The sequence below is a fragment of the Bacillus sp. FSL R5-0659 genome (genome assembly GCF_038008785.1).
In the GTDB taxonomy this organism is placed as follows: Bacteria; Bacillota; Bacilli; order Bacillales; family Bacillaceae; genus Bacillus; species Bacillus safensis.
This window is the reverse complement of the sequence record NZ_JBBOZU010000001.1, coordinates 3,602,434-3,626,408: the sequence shown is the minus strand read 5'-3', so window position 1 is coordinate 3,626,408 and position 23,975 is coordinate 3,602,434. Positions and strand designations below refer to the sequence as shown.

The following is a 23,975-nucleotide window of genomic DNA, read 5'->3' as shown; positions in this document are numbered from 1 at the left end:
CTACAAGTGCTTTTGTTTAATTAGAATCTCTAAGTGTTTGAGTACTAAAAGAGTAAAGAACCCTAAAAGGTGATTTCTATGTATAACAACAGAAATACAAAAATGGAAACCTTAAAAAGAAAAAGCAGAAGAAAGCACCTAATGAACAATTAATCTACATGAACTTTGAATTTAGACGGTCTCTAGTTGAAAGATCATGACTTTAACGTTCTTAGTTATAGGTACGATTAGACGATATAAAAGTGCTCTTTGATCTATATTTAATAAATTTATGATTTGATTTGTAAGAAAAACATTGCTTTTGTGAAGATAATTAATTACTATAAAGATATTAACATGTTAAAAGCGGTTTCATGAAACGATGAAAATTTAAAAATAGAATAATGCGTACATTCAATAAGGCGTGTTACTGTTCGGCAGGCAAGACCTAGATTGGATGGGATATCTGTATTTGTATATTCCCACCCAATCCAGGTCTTTTTTTGTTCCCTGAGCGCCTATAATCAAAAATGAAAGCGGTGACTTTAATGAATCATAAAGACTTAGCTCAAGACATTCTAAAACATATTGGCGGAAGCGAAAATGTTCAAAATGCCATCCACTGTATGACGAGATTACGGCTGACTTTAAAAGATTCTTCACGCGCAAACTCTGAAGAAATTAGCCGTCTTGATGGCGTCATTCAAGTAGCAGATACAGCTGGTCAGTATCAAATTATTATTGGAAATGATGTGGGTTATGTTTATAAAGAGTTTGCAAAACTGATTGATCAAAATCCGGAAGCAAGCGGACAGATTGTACAGAATAAAGATCATAGCTTGAAAGGATATTTCAATCGTTTTGCCAATTTGATCACTGGCATTTTTGCACCGATCATCCCTGCGATCGCTGGTGCAGGAATGTTGAAGGCTCTATTAATTTTATTGCCGATGCTGAACTTGATGAAAGAAGACAGCCAAACCTATTTGGTATTGAAAATCATCTCAGATGCAGCGTTCTTCTTCTTACCTATTTTGTTAGCCTATACAAGCTCACAGAAATTTGGCACAAACCCTATGGTATCAATGGCTTTGGCTGGGGTTTTGTTACATCCGAACTTAACAGCCCTGTTTAGCAGTGGTGATCCAGTTGTCTTTGCGGGCATCCCACTAAAAGCTGTTTCTTATGGTGCATCGGTTATTCCGATCATACTCATTGTTTGGCTGATGTCATATGTAGAAAAGCTGGCAGATAAATTATCACCGGGACCTGTCAAAATCTTTATGGTTCCTTTAATTACGATGATTATTGTCGCTCCGATTGGTTTACTGTTTTTAGGGCCGCTCGGTATGTATCTTGGTGCAGGCTTAGCCGCAGGGGTCTTATGGATCCAGCAAACTGCGGGATGGGCAGCTGTTGCGATTTTAGCCGTTTTCTTACCTTTTATCGTCATGTTTGGGATGCAGAAGGTGTTCTATCCAGTTGTTATCGCGTCCCTTGCTTCACCAGGATACGATGCTCTCATTGGGGTCGCTATGCTAGCAGCGAACTTTGCGCAAGGTGGAGGTGCTTTGGCTGTTTCATTTAAAACCAAAGATCCTAAGTTAAAACAAATTGCGATGTCCGGAGGAATTTCTGCTTTATTTGGTATAACAGAACCTGCATTATACGGCGTTCATTTAAAACTTAAGAAAACATTACTCGCATGTATGATTGGAGCAGGGGTTTCAGGTATTTTTGTTGGATTGATTAAGCTAAAGGCGTTTGTCATGGTTTCACCTGGTATCGCAACAATGCCGATTTTCATTGAAAAAGGGACTTCAAACTTTACGTTTGCCATTATTGGTGCAGTCGTTTCAGCGGTCGTTGCGTTTATTGCTGTTTACATCATCGGCTTTAAAGATGCAGAAACTGAAAACATCGAGAAGAAAAATGAGCCTGTTTCCACATCAGAAAGCACAAGAAATCGTGAAGTCATTTATGCACCAATTAAAGGAGACATCATTCCTTTAGCAAAAGTGAATGATAAAGTATTCTCTGAAGAAGTGATGGGGAAAGGGGCAGCGATTCAACCTAGTGAAGGGAAAGTATTTGCTCCTTTTGATGGACAAGTAGAAATGATTTTCCATACAAATCATGCCATTGGTTTAAAATCCAACCTTGGTGTGGAAGTTCTGATTCATATTGGTATTGATACTGTAAACTTAAATGGACAATATTTTACTTCACATGTTCAAAAAGGTGATACAGTGAAACAAGGTCAACTTCTGATTGAATTTGATCAACAGAATATACAAAAGGCTGGCTATGATACAACAACACCAGTCATTATTACAAATACAGCTGATTATTTAGAAATTTTACCCCAAGAGGGAAAAACGAATCCTGTTTCTGGTCATCAGCAGCCACTTTTAACGGTCTTATAAATCGATTTTGAATGTATCCAGGAAGGTGATATGGTATGGAAATTATAAAAGTGCTGAATACCAGTGTGGTTCTCGCTAAAAGAGATGACGGTAAGGAAATCATCGTAATGGGTAAAGCCATTGGATTTAAAAATAAGCCAGGCAGTCTTATTCAAGAGTCTGATATTCAAAAGATCTATGTGCTAGAAGATCAAAGCACGTCTAATGATTTAGCTGAGCTTATGAGGGAGACCCCAGAGGAATTTTTAATCATGACAGATGAGATTATATCCTATGCGAAGCGCCGTTTATCTACACACTTAAATGAGCATCTTTATATTTCTTTAACCGATCACCTTTTCATGGCTACGAAGCGCTTTAAGGAAAATTTAACGATACAAAATCGCCTGCTGTGGGAAGTGAAGAAATTTTACCCCGAAGAATTCAGTATTGGTCTGCATGCACTAGAGCTGATTGAAAAACAGTTAGGCATTCAGCTGCCTGAAGAAGAAGCGGCGAATATTGCATTTCATCTAGTAAATGCGCAGCAGACCAAAGATAATTTAAATCAAATCGTGATGATGACCAATATGGTCAAAGACATTTTAAATATTATCAAAATGCATTATAAGATTGACATTCCGACAGATACGATTAATTACTCCAGGTTTTTAACACATTTACAGTTCTTTGTTCAACGTTTACTTGAGAACAAAATGCTTGAAACAGATGATCACGATCTAATTGATCAAATCATGAGGAAGTATCCTGAAGAAGTAAAATGTGTGGAGAAAATCGAGAAATATATTAAAACAAATGTGGATTACACGATATCCAGTGACGAAAAAATGTATTTAATTATTCACGTTAATCGAGTGGTTCAAAGAAATAACGCATAGTCTTGAGGAGGAAGAAACATGTCTAATCAAATCAGGAAATTTCCAGAAGGATTTTTATGGGGAGGCGCCATCGCGGCAAACCAAGCAGAAGGCGCATGGAATGTAGACGGAAAAGGGCTATCGACTGCTGATGTGGCGATCTTTAAAAAAGGTCTCAGTAAGTCTGATTATAAAAAGCACAACAAAGTGGATGAAGAACAAATTCAGCAAGCGATGCGTGCAGATACCGCCGAAGGTTATCCGAAACGAAGAGGTGTAGACTTTTATCATCGTTATCCTGAAGATATGGCGCTGTTCAAAGAAATGGGATTGAAGACGTTACGTGTCTCGATTGCATGGACACGTATTTTTCCAAACGGTGATGAAGAAGAGCCAAATGAAGCGGGATTATTATTTTACGACCGCCTATTCGATGAGATGAAAAAGCATGATATTGAACCACTCGTTACGTTATCTCATTATGAAATGCCGCTATACTTAGTGAATCAATATGGAGGATGGTCTCATCGCATTGTCGTTGATTTCTTTGTGAAATTTAGTCGAGTTGTATTTGATCGATATAAAGATAAAGTCAAGTATTGGCTGACTTTCAATGAAATTGATAGTATTGTCCGACATCCATTTACAAGTGGTGGAATCGTTTCAGAGCGCTTTGACAATGTAGAACAGGCAGTTTATCAAGCATTGCATCATCAATTTGTTGCAAGTGCTTTGGCCGTTAAATATTGTCATGAAATGATCCCAGGGGCAAAAATAGGGTGTATGTTGACGAAATTAACAACGTATCCGTATTCTTGTAATCCAAAGGATGTTCTGAAGGCATCAAAGAACAATCAGTTCAATATGTTTTTTACAGATGTACAGGTGCGTGGTGAGTATCCGCGTTTTATCAATCGACTGTTTAAAGAAAAAAACATTCACATTGAGAAACAGCTGGGAGATGACGAATTATTAAAGGTGCATACTGTTGATTTTATTTCATTCAGTTACTACAATTCCTTGGTTGCTACTGAAAATAGTGAAGGCATGGAAACTGTCAGCGGCAATACAATAGGTGGAGTGAAAAACCCATATTTAGAAGTGAGTGAATGGGGCTGGCAGATCGACCCGATTGGAATTCGTATCTCTTTAAATGACTTATACGATCGCTATCAACTACCACTATTTATAGTTGAGAATGGATTAGGTGCATACGACAAGGTGGAAGATGGAAAGATAAATGATGATTATCGGATTAGCTATCATGAGCAGCATTTCCAGCAGATGCTGGAAGCCATTGAGGATGGAGTCGAATTAATAGGTTACACCAGCTGGGGAATTCTTGATTTAATTAGTTACTCGTCATCTGAAATGGAAAAGCGATATGGGTTTATCCATGTTGATCAAGATAACGATGGAAACGGAACGTTAAATCGAACACCTAAAAAAAGCTTTTACTGGTATCAAGAAGTCATTCGTCAAAATGGGTTGAAAATGAACGATGAACAGAAATGAGACATCAGTTAAGGAGTGGCAGCTAACCACTCCTTTTTTCTATCAATGGTGTCATACGCTTGATCGATGAATTCCCCTCAAATTTAAGCAATTCACTATCTTTACCTTTCTCATTCGTATAAAATAAGAGCAGTGAAAAATTGAAGAAATGCTTGATACATGAAGGGCGTGTAAGCTGTGAGCTGCATGACATGATGAGATGTATGAACGTGAAGGCTGCAAAGCTGTTCTTCCTCACATATGAGATCTTGTAAGCGTAACCATTATTTGTCACTTCATTGCGATGGTGTTGAGGGGTGTGTCAGGATGAGGAATCCGTATGTGAGAACGGCTTCTAGTCTGTATATTAATTACTTTTTATTAGGTATGGTCAATATTATTTTGGCTTCAAATATGCCATTTTTAATCAAACAATTAGATACCAATAGTGCGGGAATTAGTTATATGATTTCGGCGCTTGGCATTGGCAGGGTGCTCACGTATGGTTTATCAGGCGTACTGTCAGATCGTTTTGGGCGGAAGCCGGTCATTTTGGTTTCTGGTGTGCTGATGGCGGTGTTCCTCATTGGAATCCCATTGTCTCCGAATTATCAAATCGCGTTTGCGTTTGCGATTTTGGCAGGGGTCGCGAATTCGGCAATGGATGCAGGAACGTATCCTGCGTTAATGGAGGCTTTTCCGCAAAACTCGGGATCTGCGAATGTGATGGTGAAGGCCTTTATCTCCATTGGGGCAACCATTTTGCCACTGGCGATTTACTTTTTAGCAGAGCATGATTTGTTTTATGGAATTTCATTTTTTGTTCCTGCTCTGATCTATCTTGTGAATGTCTTGATGCTGTGGACCTTGCCATTTCCGAATCATCGCAAGGTGGAGCAAGTCCAGGTAACGGAGCATGATGGACTTCCGCGCTTCTCGACAGAGCCTACATTTTGGAGGGAAGGGATCGCACTCATTTTAATCAGCTTTACATCAAATGGGCTGTATGCGCTGCCGCAAATTTGGCTTCCTACGTACGGTGAGGCCATCTTGGGGATGGCATCGGGCAGTGCTGTGAAACTGCTCAGTTACTATAGCATGGGCGGGCTGCTGTCTGTTGTGTTGCTCGCGTTTCTTTTGCGCCGTTTTGTCCGTCCGGTCACTGTACTGCTGATTTATCCAATCATTACACTTGTTTCTATTTGTGTACTCTTGGTCGTGAAATCGCCAGTCATAGGAACCGTCAATGCTTTTGTATTAGGGTTTTCAACAGCAGGAGTTTTTCAGCTGACGTTAACTGTGATGGCTGAATTCTTCTGGAAAAACAAAGGGACGATGACTGGGATTATCTCCACAGCGGGCGGCGTGTCGGCTATCGTCATCCCGGTCGTAACAGGGTTAATTCAGAGTCACGCGTCCATTTTACAAATCTTTATGTTCGATGCAGTGGTGGCTGTTGCAGCCATTATCGGCGCACTGTATATCCTGTATCGCTACCGTCAAGTTATGGTACATGATTAAAAAAAGACGACCTCCGCTTAGGAAGTCGTCTTTCTTTTGTTTTAGAAACGGTCATTTTCAAAAAGAATTTGTTTTACTTGATCAACTGGCATATCTTCGCCAGTAAATAGTTTGTAAGCAAGTGCACCTTGCCATAGCATCATTCCAAGACCGTTAATCGTTTTGGCGCCAGCTTCCTGTGCTTGTGCAAGAAGCTTTGTTTTTTGCGGGTTGTATACGACATCTGTCACGATCAAATCTTCACGAAGTACATCAAGTGTATCATCGATAATGCTGAGCTGATCTAGTGGTTTCATGCCAAGGCTTGTCCCGTTTGCCAGGATCGCACTTTCTGCTACTTCACGGCGGAACGCGTCTTTGTCTTCAAGTGGGAAAATGTTTGCTTTGACACCGAAAGATTTCATTTCGTTGTTGATGTAATTTACATTTTCTTCTGCTTGAACGAAGTATTGGTCATTACGAGCAAAAATACTAATTTCACGAATACCGGACTGTGCAAGCTGAATCGCAATCGGAGTTGCCGCGCCGCCAGAGCCAACAAGTGTGACTTTTTTGCCGGCTAATTCAACGCCATGCTCAATCAAGTTTCTCACATATCCAAGACCATCTGTGTTGTAGCCGATGAGCTTACCATCTTTGTTTACTACAGTGTTACTTGCACGTGTATATCTTGCAGAATCATCTAGTTCGTCTAAGTAATCTAGTACTTTCATTTTGTTCGGCATAGAGACGTTAAATCCAGCTGCACCCATTGCTTTCATACCGTTTACGGCTGCTTCTAGTTCATCATTCCCTACTTCAAATGCGAGGTAAGCATAGTTGATACCTGTTAGTGTATAGCCAAGGTTATGCATACGTGGTGAAAGGCTGTGTCCGATTGGTGTAGCTAGAAGACCGACTAATTTTGTTTTTCCATCAATATTTCGTTCATGTATGTTTGTCATGATTGACATCTCCTTTAATTATCTAAATAATTTTTTCATGCGTCCAAGAACAAAGACCGCTAGTAATACGCTAATAACCGCAATGATCATATCGAAAAATAACGTCATTTTAATATCGTACGTGCTGACCAATCCACTTGTAATGAGCGGCACGAGAATAAACGCTGAGCTTGCCGCAATATTAACGTAGGATGAAGCCGTTGCTTTGTTTGTCGGGAACAATTTCATCATAATACTCATCGCCAGCTGGAAGATTCCTGCTGTAAATAGCCCTAAGAAGAAGGTGCTGACAATGACAATGCTGTACGTTTCGATTTGGAAAAGTGAAAGCATTGCAAGGAACGCCCCAATTGGATAAATGATTGCCACCATAATCGGTGAAATGAATTTATCTAAGACGATCGAAAGCAAGAGAACAGATACGAGTGCACCAATACTAAAATAAGATAGAAGCTGTGTGGCTTGTCCTGTGCCAAGTCCGATTAATTTTAACCCGAGCTGCGGAAGCCATGTCTGCCATACGACAAACAATGCAGTCGACGTGAATCCCATCAGTACAACAGCTAAGCCTTCGCCAAGCATTTTTGGTTCTTCCTTCAGCTGGTCTTGTACTGGAAGAGCGTCTTGTGAAGAAACTTGCTTATGGTTCGGGAATGGCATAAAGATTAAGTAAATTCCTACAAGTAAATAAAGAAGCCCTAGTCCAAAGAACGCCCAGCCCCAGAAGATGTCATGTGCCACTAGGTACGCCAAGATAAATGGAAGAACAGTCGCCCCAATGGATACAGACGCTTTTACTAAAACAGAAGCCGAACTTGCTTTTTTCGGAAATGACTCTGTCAAAGCAGGGTAGGTTCCTGAATCAAGCAGTGAGTTGGCAATACCTGCTGAAATCGCAAAGATAAATGCCAGTGTATAACTCGTTGTCGTTGGAATACCGATTAAGAATAATAAGTAAAGAAAATTTCCTGTAATAATGACAGGCTTACGTCCCCAGCTATCGGCTAACCGACCTGAGAAAAAGAGAGCAATGAGTTTACCAATTCCGATCGCCGATACAAGCAAGCTGATTTTCGGAATATCTACATGGTAGCGCTCAGATAAGCTGTCCATGTTGGAAGCTACAATAATATTGATCATGCCAAGCATGAAGTAGTTTAAATACATGCCAAGTGACGATTTAATATAAGGATTTTTCATGTTCCCACTCCTATATTTGAAACCCCTTTAAGGTCAAATTCTTTGTATACCCTTTGTTATTGTTTCCTTCAAAATGAATAATATGAAGCCCATCACAACACCCCTTATTGATGAAAAAATAATGAATATTCATCTGTTCTTCAATCAAGTACATCGTTCTACTAAAATGTAAAAAATAATAACAGCCTTGATTAGGAAGTGAAACTTCATGATTTGATCAGAATCATAAAAAATCACTTTTAACTGTTTTTTGATAGAAATAACGATAGGACTAAATAGGTATAACGATATACTAAAAGAAGCAACGAGATAAATATACTCCTGCATTTTAAATGTGTCAAGTTTATGACTTTGTGATTTAAAAAAAGAAAAATGAAACAAAGAAATAGTTGACTTGTTCAATAAAAAAAGAGAATTGCTGCACACAATTCTCTTTTCATCATGATGGAGAGGTTTCTCTAATATGAAGTTGAGGCTTTAAAATCAATCTCTGCAGCTCTTCATCCTGATCGTTCATTTTATGATATAAAAGGTTCGCTGCTTTTGCCCCGATGGATCGGGGGAATGAAGAAACAGTGGTGAGCGGCGGATGGTACATCTCCGCTTCAGGAACATTATCGAATCCAACCACATCAATATCTTCACCTGGCTGGATGCCCCGTGCTGACAGTGCTTGCATGACTCCAAATGCAACTAAGTCACTAAAACAAAAAATAGCGGTAGGAGGCTCGGGTTGATCCATCACTTGAGCGAGTGCTTCTTTCCCGCCTTCACGAGTAGGTACGATATCAATAATAAGGGAATCATCAATCGTCAGGTTTTCATCGTCATGAGCTCTTTTGAAACCTTTCATCCGCTCAATCCAAGTCGATGAGGTCTTGATGCCGCCTAAGAAGGCGATACGTCGATGCCCCTTCTGAAGAAGATGATGAATGGCCATCCAAGTGCCTTGTTCATAATCAACACCGACATAATCACATTGCACATCTGATAACTCACGATTTGCAAGTACTTTTGGGGTGCGAATTTGATTTAATTGTTTGACGGTTCGAGCAGAGCTTTTCGAAGCTGGGTTTAAAATAATTCCGCCCACTCGGTGCTCTACCATGGTGGAAATGAGCCGCTCCTGTTTGTCGACACTGTCAAAGGTTGTACCAAGTAAAACGGTATAGCCTAGTGATTCAAGCGTGGTTTGCACGCCGATTAAAAATTCCGAAATAAAGGTGTTAGAAATATCTGTGACAATCACACCAACGATATTTGAGCTTTTTGACCGCATGTTGGCAGCAACGCGGTCATATACGTATCCTAAGTCTTCCATGGATTGCAGTACTTTGTTTCGAGTGGCTTCAGAGATTCTAGGATTGTTTCGAACAACGAGTGATGCCGTTGAAGTCGAGACACCGGCATGCTTGGCGACTTCCTGTAATGTGACACGCTGTTTGTTCATTTTTTTCATTTATCTTCACCAACTTCAATGGATTGCCTAACTTTGTTCATGATCAAGAGGGATTTCTCCATCAGACGAGCCGAACATCTTTTGGTTTATTATACATGAATTAGGGGGGATTGATGAAGTGAAGACATATGGGTATCACCGTAAATCATAAAAGATTACCATTGACAGCATTCTGATTGAGGCGTAAAATATAAAATTATTCAGAAATAGCAACATTTTAATTAAATAACGAAGGCTATGATTGCTGTGGGTCACACTATAGCAGGAGCAGCTTCTGGAGAGACCGCATGTATGTGCGGCGCCGAAGGGTTCACAATCTCAGGCAAAAGGACAGAAGAGTACGAAATATTGTATTTGTGATGCATGGATGATGCCGTGTATTACTTTTCTCTATTTTGCTATTCTTTTATGACCGTGAGATTGGAGCGCATCCAATCTCTTTTTTTATGGACTTTTTAAAGAGTTCATTATTTCAGTATAAGATCGTGTCGTAGGAGGGTGTTAGCATTGGCACAACAAGAATTAAAACGAGATTTATCAAACCGTCATGTGCAATTGATTGCCATTGGCGGAACCATTGGAACAGGGCTGTTTTTAGGCTCTGGAAAAGCCATTCAATTGGCAGGTCCATCAATCATTTTTGCTTATTTAATTGTCGGAATGGCCATCTTTTTTGTCATGAGGGCACTTGGAGAATTGCTTTTATCGAAGGCGGGCTATCAGTCATTAACCGATATTGCAGAGGACTATCTCGGCCCGTGGGCATCTTTTGTGACAGGGTGGACATATTGGTTTTGCTGGATTATGACAGCGATGGCGGATGTCATTGCGGTCGGAGTGTATGTGCAGTATTGGTTTGATATCCCGCAATGGATTCCTGCCATCATTTGTTTGTTGATTTTACTAGGATTGAATCTATTAACGGTGAAGCTTTTCGGAGAAATGGAATTTTGGTTTGCACTCATTAAAGTGATTACGATTCTATTACTGATCGGTGTTGGAATTGTTCTTTTAATCATTGGTTTTCAAACCGATGCCGGACCGGTGACAGTAACGAATTTATGGTCTCATGGCGGGTTATTCCCGAATGGTGTCACAGGCTTCTTGCTGTCATTCCAGATGGTGATTTTTGCGTATGTGGGAGTTGAACTGGTTGGCGTATCCGCAGCAGAAACAGCTAATCCGCAAAAAAACATTCCCTCTGCGATTAATAAGATTCCATTAAGAATTCTATTTTTCTATGTGGGTGCGATCTTTGTTTTACTATGTATCAACCCATGGTCTGAGCTCAGTGCATCAGAAAGTCCTTTTGTGAAAACCTTTGGGCTCATTGGGATACCAGTAGCAGCGGGGCTTATCAATTTTGTTGTGTTGACGTCTGCGGCATCAGCTTGTAATAGCGGCATGTTCTCGACAAGCCGTATTCTGTATAATCTCAGTCATCAAAAGCAGGGGCCAGCTTCCTTTGGACGTTTGAACAAGCACGCTGTCCCGAGTAATGCGCTATTTGTTTCAACGATTGTAGTATCGGTCGGTGCACTTTTAAGCAAGCTGATTCCCGAACAAGCCTTTGGGATTGTTACCACGATCAGTGCCATTTGTTTCATTTGGGTATGGAGTATTATTTTAATTTGTCATTTGAAATATAAAAAAACACGGCCTGAACTGCATGCAGCATCTACCTTTAAAGCACCGTTCACACCTTTTGTGAATATTTGCGTTCTTGCGCTCTTTGCAGCCATTCTCGTGATCATGCTCTTCGCAGATGCAACACGTCCTGCGTTGCTATTGACACCGGTATGGTTTGGTTTCTTATTTTTGATTTATGCACGAAAGAAACGCCGTGCATCGTAACGGACGGAAAAAGCACAGCCTTTTGACAGAGCTGTGCTTTTTATCATTTAACGATTTCTAATCTTCAACACATAATTTGCATTCAAAATGATCAAAACAATCCCAATGACCACGATCGAGAACAGTTGAGAGTGATTGGCTCCAAGCGAATACACAATCAAAATAAACATGGCACTAGTCAATAGAATATTCATCATTTGATACGTGTGAAACAGTCCGCCAAGCATGACATGCTTTTCCCCTTCGTCTGAAATGGCGAGCAGCTTTTTACTATAGTCTTTGTCGGACGGATTTGGTAGATTGCGATTAGGATAGACAAGTTTGAGGACGGATATCGCTGCATAAGAACTAATAATGGTGACGATAAATAAAGCAGCATTGACCAGAATCAACCAGAGTGGCTGCTCGGTGACGATGGTTATACCGATGGCAATAATGGACAAAATCGTACTCACCGTATTGGCTAATGTCGAATCAGTAAAGGTCCGATATTGCTTAGCCTCCAGTTCATCTTCCTCATCTCCAGAGACCGAAAGAGACACTCTTTTTTTCATACGTGAAATCCCTGAAAAACAATAAATAATCAATAAAATTGTCACTCCACTGATGACAAGAGTCGCTTCAAATGCAATATCAATAAGTGTCATCTCAAATTCGGCTGCCAGCAGACAGTAAGCACCGAGAAAGCCAAGGAGAGCACCTAAGAGCATTTTGTATACAGTTTTCATGATAGTTCATCCTCCTCGAATAGAAAAATACGTTCAATGGGTTCCTGAAAAATTCGTGAAAGCTTAACAGCGAGCAAGAGAGACGGCATTAATTCATCACGTTCCATTAAGCTGATGGTTTGACGAGAGACCTTTGCACGTTTCGCAAGCTCAGTTTGGTTTAAACCATCACGCGCACGAAGCTCTTTTAACCGATTTTTCATTCTGTCACCTCAAGTTTTAATTGAAATCTTTCCTTGATTGTAAAGCATTATATTCAATTTGACAAGTAAAGTTGTCAAATTGATAAAAATAATTGTCAGAAAGATCATCTTTATTGAAAAGGTGAACCATGATACGCTAAAGGAAAGAGAAACAGAAAACAGGTGATGGCCGTGTTCATTGATCAATTAAAAAATGACTTACATCAATCACAACCGTTGTTCATTGGAGAAGAGACAGCGTTCAAAGCAGCAGTCCTGATCCCTTTAGTACAAGTAAATGGAGAATGGCATATATTATTTGAGGTACGATCGCTCACCATGAGAAAACAGCCGGGTGATATTAGTTTTCCTGGGGGCAAGCTCGACGGCAGCGAAACAGCACAGGAGGCTGCACTGCGAGAAACACATGAAGAGTTGGGCATTCCGCCAGAATCGGTCGAAATCGTTGGGCAGCTCAGTCCTTATATCGCTTCTCCATCCTTTGTCGTATACCCATATGTCGGTATCATTGATGAGCAAAAAGTGAAACACTCCTATAATCAAGAAGAAGTAGAAGAGACCTTTACCGTGCCTCTATCATGGCTCAGCCAATATGAGCCGTACCTACATCATGTATCCGTTCAGCCAACACCAGGAGAGGACTTCCCTTATGAAAAAATCATGAATGGTGAAAAATACAGCTGGGGGAGCCGTTCGATTGAGGAATGGTTTTATGATTACGAAAACTACACCATATGGGGATTAACAGCCCGCATATTAAAGCATTTTGTGACCGTTGCAAAAAGAAATTCCTAGAGAATCGCTCTCTAGGAATTTGTTGTATTCAGCCGTTCCTGCGCTGTTTGTTTTCCTTTACCAATTGGAATAGGCGCTCTCGCTTGGCTCAATCCGTAGGAAGGCATGTTCACGTAGACGGATTCATACGAGCCGGCTTGAATTTGGTATGTTTCATGATAAATGCCGACCGCATCATTATTTCGTGCCATTTGGTTAAATCTTTTCCAAGCAGCCAAATGCTTCTCCATCTTGGCATAGGCAAGGAGGTCATCTGTTGATTTCCAATATTGAATCATCGCTGTCGTGCGTAATCCAAAGTAATTCTCTGTTCCAAGAAACCCTAGCTCCTCTTGATGGGTATACAGCTCCTTGATCATGCCAGGCATCGCCATGAACACAGGCATCCATTGATGAATGGCCCAGCGTTTGTTGATCCTCATTCCGATAATGAACACCACAATCGAATCAGAATTGTCCGTTGTAAATCTGCCAGCACGTATGTCTTTTTTCATTCATTTACCCTTCCTTCTTCATCGAATGGAATGTCTCCACGCACCAATCAATTCCAGCTTGAGCCACTCTTTTCCCATAATCTAAAGTAAACAGCCAATACTTCGCATCCGCTTCATCTGGGTACAGCTCTTGAATGTTTTGTTCAATCGCAACATATGTCTCATAACGAATACGGAGCTGCCTCTCATAATCCTGTAAAAGCGCTAGTTTTTTCTCAAACGAAAGATATTGACCGAAGAATAATTTTAATAACACCTCATTCCGCTCTGTTGGTAACTGATCGAGCGGCTGCGCCAGCCATTCTCTTAACGTGTCCAGTCCTTTTTCAGTCAAATGATATTCCCGCTTGTCTGAGCGACCAGAGCTAGCAGCAGGTGAAACCTCCGCAAGGCCTTCCTCGACTATTAGCTTTAAAGCTGGATAAATTTGTCCATAACTGATTTTCCAAAAATGATGCAAGCTCCTATCAATTAATTGCTTCACTTCGTACCCTGACTTACAATCTGTCGTTAAAATACCTAAAATCGCATACGTCGTATCATTGTATTTTTTCATATCAGCACACCTATCTAAAAGATATATCATTTAGATATATAATATATGATGGGGAGTGGCAGATACAAGGGGTTGTTGAAAAATAAATTCGATAAAGGAGGTGACTCACTCATATATTGATAGAAAAAATGAAATTCTGTCGGTGGAGGTATGTATGAATAGATCGAAAATCTGGATCGTGGCAATTCTAGCGGTACTAATCATGGGTGCTGTCAGCTGGATAGCATATCAAGCAAATGCAAAAAAGAGTGTATTGAATCAATCTTACGCCTTTGCATATAAGACCAAGAATCATGTGAACTGGTTCAAAGTAACGGAGAAAAAAGGGAAAGTAACAGGTCATCTGAATGAAACCATTTTGGAGGAAAACCCAAAAAGGCATTTTGATCCTAATCTATTTATCAACAAATATAAATTAACCGGCAAAACGATTGAAAACGGTTACGAATTTCAAGTGAAGCAAGGGAAAAAGACGGTCACATATGAAGTTCACCTTGCTGAAAAAGATCTTTCTGTGAGAAAACAAGGTGAAAAACAAAGCATCACATACAAAGCAGTTGATCAAACAAAACTACGTGCTGTTCAAAAGGACATTCATGACCTATATGAAGAACTGATGGAGGACACTGAAAATAGATTTCATGATTATGTAAGAAACTTCATTAAGAAAGTAACAGGCGCTTATGGTTATCTGTATACGGCGGAGGATGGTTCATACCAGCTATTTCTAAAAGTAAAACGAATGTATATGCAGTCTGAATGGGCAGGTTCTTTTCTGATGAGAACGGTCCCAGGAGATGGTGGAGCACCTTATAAAGAAACGAAACATACAGCCGGGGGTGTTTCAGATGGGATAATGTTTGATTTGAGTACTTATCCTGCAATTGAAAAGGGTTTTATTTTAGGGGAAACTGACCGAGACGCAACATCAATTAGATTTCCCTTTAAAATGGCAGGCGGTACAATAGAATTTAAAGCTGTCACGAAAGAGGAATATCAAGAGCAAACGGAAGCATTTAAAAAGCAGGCTGAAGAAAAGAAAAAATAGATCGTATTGGACCAGGTGAATAAGGGTTAATAACATATCTGAATTCTCCATGAAAAAAAGGATATTATTTGCATAGATGTAAGATATAATTACTAAAATAATTATCTAAATTTTCTAGTATCTACTTTTAAGTGAATAAGAATTTAGTTGAATATATGGTAAAATATTGTTGATGTTGATTTCTCAAATTAAATATTAGAGGAGGTACGTATGAGCAAATTGAAAATCTGGGTCGTGTCTATCCTAGCCGTACTCATCTTGGGTGGAGGCGGCTGGACAGCATATCAAGCAATCGCACAAAAAAATTCATTGAATCATTCCTATGCATTTGCGTATAAAACTAAGGATAGACTGAACTGGTTCGAGATATCTGAGAATAAAGGCAAAGTAACAGGTCATTTGAATGAAAGATATATAGAAGAAATTTGGTGGGACCCTCAATTATATAAAAAACAATATGTCATAACCGGCCATTCAAAAGAAAATGGGTATGAATTTCAAATGAAAAAAGGAAAAGAAACGATCATATACGAAGTTCATTTTTCGGGGAAAAACCTTTCTGTGAAAAAACAAGGCGAGAAGCAAAGCACGATTTATAAAGCAATCAATCAAAAAAAGCTAGTTACGTATCAAAAAAAGATTCAAAATCGACATCAAAATCTAGTTGATTCATCAGAAACTAGATATTATGAAAATATGAGACACTTCAGGGATAAAGTGGCGAAAGTATATGGTTTTCTATATACGGCAGAGGATAAACAACTATTTTTACAAGTGGAAAGCATGCATGTTGAGATTGGATGGAACGGCTCGTTTCTAATAACAACTGTTTCTGAAGAAGGTTGTAAGCCCTATAAAGAAATGAAATTAGAGGTCGGAGGCTATACTGATGGGGGAGAATATTTTGACATGAGCTATGATCCTATAATTGAAAAAGGTGTCATTATAGGTTCGACTGATCGAGATGCAAAATCAGTAAAACTGCCAATTAAAAAGACAGACGGTACAGTAGAGTTAAAAGTTTTCACGGATAAGGAATATAAAGAAATTCCTAAACCATATATCATGACAGGCGATTCAGTAGAGTTAAAAGCTGTCACGAAAAAGGAATATGAAAAACAAGCGAAAGCATTTAAAAAGAAGGTAGAAGAAAAGAGAAAATAGATGAATTTAAACCAGATGAGTGAATCAACTTATCTGGTTTTTTGTGGAGAAAAATATGGTTGATTGATGATAGAAGGAACAAAAGAGTAGAAGGTTTCCTATAAGTGAATAGAGAAAAGTATTTTAGGTATATAGACCCTAATAATTTTTAGAAAAATAAATGTTGACGCTTTCATATAATGCATATATACTAAAAACAAATCCAATATGAATAAATTAGACATGTGACTGGTCATGCAGGCAGGATCTAAAAACGATGAATTTTTCTTTTATTTGTCGTTTTAGGTCCTTTTTTTGTTGCCGAAATATAGGTCTCGTGTATGAGAAAAGGGGGAGAAAAAATGAATTACACACAAGTTGCCAAAGACGTTCTACAGCATGTAGGCGGCAAAGAAAACATTGCGCACCTTGAACATTGTTCAACAAGACTTCGCTTCACACTAATTGATCAGAAAAAAGCAGATGTACCAGCACTGGAAAAAACACCGGGTGTCATAGCTGTTAGAATGACAGGACAATGCCAAGTAGTCATTGGGAATGACGTCATTGAAGTGTATCAAAAGGTAACAAGTTTAATAGGCGGCAGCTCATCAAGCCAGAATGTGCCATCCAATCAGCCAAATGAAAAAAGAAAAGCAGGCACAGTTCTGTTAGATTTCATTGTCGGTGTCTTCCAGCCGCTTGTACCAGCTATCGCAGGCGGAGGAATTTTAAAATCATTTCTTCTCCTTTTCTCTTTATTAGGCTGGATGGATGCAAAGGGACAAACCTATCAAATATTGAACATGGTAGGTGACGCACCACTTTACTTTCTGCCTTTACTAGTTGCTGTAACGACGGCGAATAAACTAAAAGTAAACCCACTGGTCGCACTATCAGCAGTCGGTGCGCTTCTTCTGCCGAACATGACGGCGATGCTTACAGAAGGTGCACAATTACTGTCATTCGATGTGAAAAATATAGCTTATGCGTATCAAGTGTTTCCGGCAATCCTTTCTGTATTGCTTTACGCGCAAATGGAAAAATTCTTTACACGGTTTTCACCAAAACCAATTCGGATTTTCTTCGTTCCGATGATGTCATTGGTCATTACTGTACCAGTTACGCTACTTCTGTTAGGACCGATTGGTTTTACAGCGGGGCAAGGTTTTTCATCTATTATTCTTTCGATGTTTAATACGGTAGGCTGGGTAGCTGTCGCCATTTTAGCAGCGGTCCTCCCATTCATGGTGGCATCGGGCATGCATAAAGCAATGGTTCCTTATGCAGTCACAACGATGGGAACCCTTGGGAAAGAAGCACTTTATTTGCCGGCATCACTTGCGCATAATATTGCGGAAAGTGGAGCGTGTTTCGCTGTGGCACTTCGAACAAAAGACAAGGTACTTAGATCAACAGCCATTTCGGCAGGGATATCAGCCTTTTTTGGCATCACAGAGCCAGCGCTGTATGGTGTGACACTGCAAAATAAGCGAGTTCTAGGAAGTGTCATGATTGGTTCGTTTGTTGGCGGAATTTTCATTGGATTAGTTGGTATACAAGCCTTTGTGCTTGTTGGTCCTGGTTTAGCAAGCATGTCGATGTTTATATCAGATGAGCTACCGCGAAATCTGATGTTTGCTATCATTGGAGCGGTCATTTCGTTTATTGTCGCCTTTATCGCTGCTTTTGTATTAGGTAAAGATCGAACAGTAGAAGAAAAGACAAAGGATCAAGCTGGGTTTGCTGAAAAAATTGGAGCAGGCGAAACATTCAAGAGCCCTGTGATTGGCCAAATGATCTCTCTATCCGAAGTGAAAGATGATATTTTCTCTTCAAAGGTCATGGGAGAAGGAATTGCCATTGTACCTTCAAAAGGAGCACTTTATGCACCTGTAGATGGAGAGGTAACCTTGCTGTTCGAAACAAACCATGCACTTGGTATGAAAACGGACCATGGAGTTGAAGTATTATTCCACATCGGCATTGACACCGTTCAGTTGGAAGGGCAGTATTTCCATCCAAAAGTACAGGCTGGAGATCGTGTTCAAGCGGGTGATTTATTGATTGAATTTGATCTAGAAAAAATCATGGAAGCAGGATATGATCCAGTAACACTTGCTGTAGTCACAAATACAGATCAATATGATATTAAGGTACAGCCATTACAAGAGGTCAATCGTCAAGATACATTGATGGTTGTTACACAATTAGGAGGCTAATCATATGACAAAAATCAAAGGTTTTCCAAAAGGATTTTTATGGGGCGGCGCCATTGCTGCTAACCAGGCAGAAGGCGCCTGGAATATAGATGGAAAGGGGCCGTCTGTTGCAGATATTGCAATGTACCGTTCCAACTTGAGTGTAGAAGATTATGAAGGCCATCTTGCAGTTACCACTGAAAATATAGATCGTGCGATGAAAGATCCAGACGATAAAAAATACCCAAAGCGCAGAGGTGTCGATTTCTATCATCACTATAAAGAGGATTTGGCTCTCTTTGCTGAAATGGGATTTCAAACACTTCGAATTTCTATTGCATGGAGTCGTATCTTCCCTACTGGAGAAGAAGCGGAACCGAATGAGAAAGGGCTGCAATTTTATGATCGTGTATTTGCAGAAATGAAAAAACACAACATAGAACCGATCGTGACTCTCTCTCATTATGAAATGCCTTTAGCCCTTAGTGTGAAATATAACGGCTGGGTTGAAAGAAAAGTAATCGACCTCTTTGTGAAATTCGCCAATGTTTGTTTCGAACGTTATAAAGATGATGTGAAATATTGGCTTACCTTTAATGAAATTGATAGTATTCACCGACACTCTTTCATTACAGCGGGAATTATTCCTGATCGCTGCCCAGAAGGAAAATTAGAAGAGACGGTGTACCAAGCACTTCATCATCAATTTGTTGCATCTGCTCTCGTAACAGCAGATTGCCATCGTATCATTCCAGGCAGCCAGGTAGGATGTATGCTGACAAAATTGACAACGTATCCGCATACGTGCCACCCGAATGATGTAGAACAAGCTTTGAAACAAAACTTAGAAAACTATTTCTATGCAGATGTTCAGGTGTTTGGCGAGTATCCGCCACTGATCAAGCGTATGCTTGAGAGAAAAGATATTCATATTCATATGGAAGCAGATGATCTTACTATTTTAAAAGAAAACACAGTAGATTTTATCTCATTTAGCTACTATATGTCTTTAACGGAATCAGCCCAAGATGGATTAGAAGAGACAGAAGGGAATACCATTCGTGGAGTCAAAAACCCTTATCTTCCTTCAACTGATTGGGGCTGGCAAATTGATCCGGTTGGTCTGAAAATTTCTTTGATCGAATTGTATGATCGCTATCAAAAACCTCTTATCATTGTCGAGAACGGCATGGGTGCAAAGGATATAGTTGAAAGTGATGGTTCAATCCATGACGACTATCGTATTAACTATTTCAAAGAGCATTTCCGTCAAATGAGAGAAGCCATTGAAGAAGGCGTCGATCTCTTTGGATATACGAGCTGGGGCTCGATTGATATTATTAGTGCAGGTACATCACAAATGTCAAAACGGTACGGCTTCATTCACGTAGATCAAGATGATGACGGGAACGGGACATTAAAAAGATCTCGAAAAGATTCATTTTATTGGTACCAAAAAGTCATTGAGACAAATGGTGAATCGCTTGATTAAACACCACAATCATGAAAACAGGTGATGACGATGTTTAAAATCAAAAAAGTTTTAAACTCGAGCGTGGTCCTGGCTGAAGATCAGAACCAACAGGAGATGGTTTTGTTCGGCCGAGGAATTGGCTATGGCCAGAAACCAGGTCAAATGATAGAAGAGAAAAAAGCGGACCAAGTCTTTATGTCAGTCGATAACATGAGAGCAAAAGAATTTCTTCAATTGTTAGATTCAATGCCTCAGGAGTTTATCGATTTAACTCAGCAAATTGTCCAATATGCAGAAAAACGTTTAAGCTCAACTTTAAATTCAGGTGTTTATTTTACCTTAATGGATCATTTGAATTTTGCAGTGGAACGTCATAAAAAGAATATTAATATTACGAATCGTGTGTATTGGGAAATCAAAAATTACTATACAGAAGAATTTGAAGTAGGGAACTACGCACTTGAGTTAGTCAATGACACATTGGGCATACAATTACCAAAAGAAGAAGCTGCCAATATTGCCTTTCACTTGATTAATGCATTAGGTGAAGAGTCCGAGTCGAAAGATGGTATGAAATACGCCAAGATGATCGGAAGTATTGTCAATCTTGTTCGATATACGTTGAATATGAAAATGGATCAAGAGAATATTCATTACAGCCGGTTCATTACACATGTGAAATTCTTTGTAGAAAGATTTTATGCTGATAAATTATTATCAGATCAAGAAAATGAGTTATTTGAACAAATTGCACATTTATATCCTCAAGCGATGGATGTTGCTTTTAAGATCAAAGACTATATTAAACAGGTGCATAGTATCATCATTCCTAATGATGAGCTGACTTATCTTGCGGTACATATACACCGCCTCATTTCTTATCAGCAACTAAAATAAATGTGGAACCACTTGCCTTGATGAGGCGAGTGGTTCTTTATTTGGCAAATGTTTATATTAAGTTCCGATAGGTCGTTCTGTTGGACCATTTTCATCATTTAATGAATTGAAAGTCCCTGTTTGTCCTAAAACAACGATGGTCAAAGTGATAATCAATAAACTCATTTTTTTCATTAGAATTCCCCCAGTCAATGATAGGATGTTTCATGCGATCAGCTTCCTTCAAAAAGAGATAGGCTTGATGAATTGCTCCCAGCTCTTCAAAGTGTTTTGCTGCTAATGCACTTAATTCACAGACTCCTTCAGCATCTTTTAATTTTTTAAGAATGCTGATTTCATCGAAACAGGCTTGAGCTTTTTGAGCCATATCTTCAGTGAAATATAGATGGTAAAGCAAATTCATTTTTGCTGTATAGATGGGGCATTTCTCTGATTCATGTTTTTGGTTAACCAATTCGAAGTAATAGAGAGCTTGTGTCCTTTCATCGATAGAAAGCAGCTCTTTCATTAACATGTACATGGAGTAATGGAAGTAACACGATGAGAGATAGTCTTCGTCACTAAGAGCCTTTTCTAGGGCATCGATACATTTTTTTGATTCGCCAGCTTCGGCGTACAAAATACTGATATTATGATAAAGCTGTGATGTTAGAAAATGATCATTGAGACTGTCTGCGATGTGTAATGCTTTTTTGTAGTAATTTTCTGCCCTTATAAAGTCGCCAATGTCCATATAATTAGCAGCGGCGATGACAAAGGCTGCAGCTAGTCTTCTTTCATATCCTTCATGGCTTTTGAAAATATCAATAGCATTCTGAATGTAGTGTAGAGAAATTAGGCTTTGACGAAGCAGCATATATAAGTTGGCGATTTTCGTATGGAATTCTGCTACTTCTATTTCATCAGGAATGTGTTGTAGTTTTTTCTCGGCAATTTTAAACAGTCCAATGGCTGATGCATAGTCTCTTTTATATGACGCGTAAAGGGCTTTGTATAGGTAAAAATAGTATTCAATTAAGTCGTTTGTTTTAGAGGGGCAATCTGGCTCTAGCTGTTCCTTCAGTTTCGTACCTCTTCGTTCATATAACATGAGCTTATACTTGCCTTCTAGCAATGAGTAATAGGTCAAGACCTCCTGATTCTCTTCCATTTTTTGAAGTAATTCCTTTACTTCTGTATACATTGCTTTTGCACTGTGTACATCATGCTTGCGAATTGCAATTCTCCAATCATTTAAACGATTCCCCACCTGTTCAGCAGAAATGATAGCCATGGAAATTTCACCTCTTTAAGATCCTTTCACCTGTTTCATAAAAAACGATATCACAATTTTTGGTAAAATATAATCGTTTCGGTGAGGTGATTGACAAGAGGTAATAAAAAGGACCTAAGGTCATGCGATGTACGATATTGTAAGGGTGATTGCTTGTTAACACAAATGAATAAGATCTCTTTTTGGAAATCTAAAAAAGGGATTTATACAATGGATTTTATGATAATGAACGAAAATAACACTTGTATATTTGGAATAAAGAAGTTTTAGCTATTTCAGAGGGAAAATGGAAGGTCGATCTAGGAAAGAAAATCAGGTATGATGTTGCTAGATCATGAGATAAGAAACTGATAGATGACGACAAAAGTAAGTATTAAACACAAACTCCGACCTTTTAGAAAGGATGTTGAAATGAAAAAAAGATTTCAAAGCTTAAACAGACAAATTACAGTCATTATCACGACTCTTTTACTTGTTTTAGTGACTCTATATATGTCAAAGAGATACTTCTATAGCAAAGAAATTGAGCTGCTGACAGAATCTTGTCAACAAGCTGGCGGCAAAATCATCTTAGAAACAAATAGTTTGTCTATGGATTACTCGTTTGAGTGCCAGAAAAAGTAGAACAGGCAGTTTCCTGCCTGATTTTACTCAAATTAAAAACCTAAATTTTGCAGCCATTGATTTAATCTCATTTCTCGGTTCTCGGCAGTTGAACGATCATATCTTCCTAATTGTAAACTGTCTGCCATTTCTCCGTCATTCATAAACATGATTCTTTCAGAACGAAGAGCCACCTTGGGGTCATGTGTAACAAGCAGCAGTGTTGCTCCTTCAGAGTGGATTCTTGAAAAAATATTCATCACTTCCTTTGTTGTACTGGAATTAAGAGCACCTGTTGGTTCATCAGCGAAAAGTATGTCTGGTTCATTCATGAGCGCTCGGCAGATAGCGGCTCTTTGAAGCTGTCCTCCCGATACTTCTGTCAAATATCTATTTGCCAAATGATCAATTTCAAGTTTTTCCATTAAATATTGAGCTCGTTCATTCACTTTTTGTCTTGGCTTTTTCTTTGCTAAATAAGCTGCTGCAATGATGTTGTCAAATAGATTAAGATTTTTTAATAAGTGGCTGTGCTGAAAGACAAATCCCATCTCAGTTAAGCGCAGAGCACTTAACTGTTTTTCTGTCATTTCTGATAGTGTTCGGCCTTTATATTTGATCTCTCCTGTTGAAGCTGTTTCTATACCGCTAAGCTGATAAAGTAAGGATGTTTTTCCACATCCAGAAGGTCCCATAATGGTCACGAATTCCCCGCGCTTTATCGATAAATGAATATCCTTAAGAATCGTTTGTTTCTGTCCTTTTAATGAATTGATTTGCAATGACAATCGCTTCGTTTCAATCAAGTGTTCCATGTGAAACAACT

21 protein-coding genes and 1 riboswitch are annotated in these 23,975 nt (G+C 39.2%); of the genes, 12 read left to right on the top strand and 9 right to left on the bottom strand.

Going from position 1 to position 23,975, the window contains the following annotated elements; all coding sequences use genetic code 11:
- Positions 1-527: 527 nt before the first annotated feature.
- The 4 genes from NSQ72_RS18750 (at position 528) to NSQ72_RS18735 (ending at position 6,277) form a co-directional block, all read left to right on the top strand.
- On the top strand, positions 528-2,405 hold the full coding sequence (locus NSQ72_RS18750) for a beta-glucoside-specific PTS transporter subunit IIABC (RefSeq protein WP_126682547.1): 1,878 nt from the start codon (positions 528-530) through the stop codon (positions 2,403-2,405).
- A 35-nt stretch (positions 2,406-2,440) separates the two neighbouring features.
- Positions 2,441-3,283, top strand: coding sequence for a BglG family transcription antiterminator LicT (licT, locus tag NSQ72_RS18745; protein WP_048237973.1), 843 nt, complete (start codon positions 2,441-2,443; stop codon positions 3,281-3,283).
- Positions 3,284-3,301: 18 nt separating this feature from the next.
- Positions 3,302-4,777 carry a glycoside hydrolase family 1 protein gene (locus NSQ72_RS18740; protein WP_058838379.1) on the top strand — a complete coding sequence of 492 codons (1,476 nt, stop codon included), beginning with the start codon at positions 3,302-3,304 and terminating at the stop codon, positions 4,775-4,777.
- 306 nt (positions 4,778-5,083) lie between these two features.
- Entirely contained in the window at positions 5,084-6,277 is a 1,194-nt protein-coding gene (locus NSQ72_RS18735; RefSeq protein ID WP_059377345.1) for an MFS transporter, read from the top strand.
- A gap of 41 nt (positions 6,278-6,318) precedes the next feature.
- Here the strand turns inward: NSQ72_RS18735 and NSQ72_RS18730 are convergent, their stop codons facing one another.
- From NSQ72_RS18730 to NSQ72_RS18720, 3 genes are all read right to left on the bottom strand, one after another.
- Entirely contained in the window at positions 6,319-7,221 is a 903-nt protein-coding gene (locus NSQ72_RS18730) for a shikimate dehydrogenase (RefSeq protein WP_024423990.1), read from the bottom strand.
- 18 nt (positions 7,222-7,239) lie between these two features.
- A complete protein-coding gene (locus NSQ72_RS18725; RefSeq protein WP_039182759.1) occupies positions 7,240-8,421 on the bottom strand; it encodes an MFS transporter in 1,182 nt (393 codons plus the stop codon).
- Positions 8,422-8,860: 439 nt separating this feature from the next.
- Complete coding sequence (locus tag NSQ72_RS18720; RefSeq protein WP_039182756.1) at positions 8,861-9,880, bottom strand: LacI family DNA-binding transcriptional regulator; 1,020 nt, start codon at positions 9,878-9,880, stop codon at positions 8,861-8,863.
- 264 nt (positions 9,881-10,144) lie between these two features.
- Positions 10,145-10,224: riboswitch (glycine riboswitch) on the top strand.
- A gap of 163 nt (positions 10,225-10,387) precedes the next feature.
- Here NSQ72_RS18720 and NSQ72_RS18715 point away from each other — a divergent pair.
- A complete protein-coding gene (locus NSQ72_RS18715) occupies positions 10,388-11,734 on the top strand; it encodes an amino acid permease (protein ID WP_058838384.1) in 1,347 nt (448 codons plus the stop codon).
- A gap of 47 nt (positions 11,735-11,781) precedes the next feature.
- On the opposite strand, the gene NSQ72_RS18710 is transcribed toward NSQ72_RS18715, so the two are convergent.
- Entirely contained in the window at positions 11,782-12,462 is a 681-nt protein-coding gene (locus tag NSQ72_RS18710) for a DUF3169 family protein (protein WP_126682546.1), read from the bottom strand.
- Positions 12,459-12,665, bottom strand: a complete 207-nt coding sequence (locus tag NSQ72_RS18705) for a helix-turn-helix transcriptional regulator (RefSeq protein WP_003215336.1) — start codon at positions 12,663-12,665, stop codon at positions 12,459-12,461. The genes NSQ72_RS18710 and NSQ72_RS18705 overlap by 4 nt, the downstream gene beginning before the upstream one ends.
- Positions 12,666-12,836: 171 nt before the next feature.
- Between NSQ72_RS18705 and NSQ72_RS18700 the strand changes: the two genes are divergently transcribed.
- Positions 12,837-13,460 carry an NUDIX hydrolase gene (locus tag NSQ72_RS18700; RefSeq protein WP_341084948.1) on the top strand — a complete coding sequence of 208 codons (624 nt, stop codon included), beginning with the start codon at positions 12,837-12,839 and terminating at the stop codon, positions 13,458-13,460.
- A gap of 11 nt (positions 13,461-13,471) precedes the next feature.
- On the opposite strand, the gene NSQ72_RS18695 is transcribed toward NSQ72_RS18700, so the two are convergent.
- Both NSQ72_RS18695 and NSQ72_RS18690 read right to left on the bottom strand, forming a co-directional pair.
- On the bottom strand, positions 13,472-13,954 hold the full coding sequence (locus NSQ72_RS18695) for a DUF4188 domain-containing protein (RefSeq protein WP_341084947.1): 483 nt from the start codon (positions 13,952-13,954) through the stop codon (positions 13,472-13,474).
- A 4-nt stretch (positions 13,955-13,958) separates the two neighbouring features.
- The gene (locus tag NSQ72_RS18690; RefSeq protein ID WP_047203745.1) at positions 13,959-14,510 is read right to left on the bottom strand and encodes a PadR family transcriptional regulator; all 552 of its coding nucleotides are present in this window, start codon (positions 14,508-14,510) and stop codon (positions 13,959-13,961) included.
- A gap of 154 nt (positions 14,511-14,664) precedes the next feature.
- Here NSQ72_RS18690 and NSQ72_RS18685 point away from each other — a divergent pair, with 154 nt between their 5' ends.
- The 5 genes from NSQ72_RS18685 to NSQ72_RS18665 all read left to right on the top strand — a co-directional run bounded on the left by NSQ72_RS18685 (position 14,665) and on the right by NSQ72_RS18665 (position 21,273).
- A complete protein-coding gene (locus tag NSQ72_RS18685; protein ID WP_059377339.1) occupies positions 14,665-15,558 on the top strand; it encodes a hypothetical protein in 894 nt (297 codons plus the stop codon).
- Between the two features lie 210 nt (positions 15,559-15,768).
- Entirely contained in the window at positions 15,769-16,722 is a 954-nt protein-coding gene (locus tag NSQ72_RS18680) for a hypothetical protein (protein ID WP_341084946.1), read from the top strand.
- A gap of 341 nt (positions 16,723-17,063) precedes the next feature.
- Complete coding sequence (locus NSQ72_RS18675; protein WP_059377336.1) at positions 17,064-18,923, top strand: beta-glucoside-specific PTS transporter subunit IIABC; 1,860 nt, start codon at positions 17,064-17,066, stop codon at positions 18,921-18,923.
- Positions 18,924-18,927: 4 nt separating this feature from the next.
- On the top strand, positions 18,928-20,394 hold the full coding sequence (locus tag NSQ72_RS18670; protein ID WP_341084943.1) for a glycoside hydrolase family 1 protein: 1,467 nt from the start codon (positions 18,928-18,930) through the stop codon (positions 20,392-20,394).
- Positions 20,395-20,424: 30 nt separating this feature from the next.
- A complete protein-coding gene (locus NSQ72_RS18665) occupies positions 20,425-21,273 on the top strand; it encodes a PRD domain-containing protein (RefSeq protein WP_047203741.1) in 849 nt (282 codons plus the stop codon).
- Positions 21,274-21,367: 94 nt separating this feature from the next.
- On the opposite strand, the gene NSQ72_RS18660 is transcribed toward NSQ72_RS18665, so the two are convergent.
- Positions 21,368-22,546 carry a Rap family tetratricopeptide repeat protein gene (locus NSQ72_RS18660; protein WP_341084941.1) on the bottom strand — a complete coding sequence of 393 codons (1,179 nt, stop codon included), beginning with the start codon at positions 22,544-22,546 and terminating at the stop codon, positions 21,368-21,370.
- Between the two features lie 411 nt (positions 22,547-22,957).
- Here NSQ72_RS18660 and NSQ72_RS18655 point away from each other — a divergent pair, with 411 nt between their 5' ends.
- Positions 22,958-23,170, top strand: a complete 213-nt coding sequence (locus NSQ72_RS18655) for a hypothetical protein (protein ID WP_058838595.1) — start codon at positions 22,958-22,960, stop codon at positions 23,168-23,170.
- Positions 23,171-23,202: 32 nt separating this feature from the next.
- On the opposite strand, the gene NSQ72_RS18650 is transcribed toward NSQ72_RS18655, so the two are convergent.
- Positions 23,203-23,964: an ABC transporter ATP-binding protein gene (locus NSQ72_RS18650; RefSeq protein ID WP_341084940.1), complete on the bottom strand. Its 762-nt coding sequence runs from the start codon at positions 23,962-23,964 to the stop codon at positions 23,203-23,205.
- Positions 23,965-23,975 lie beyond the last annotated feature (11 nt).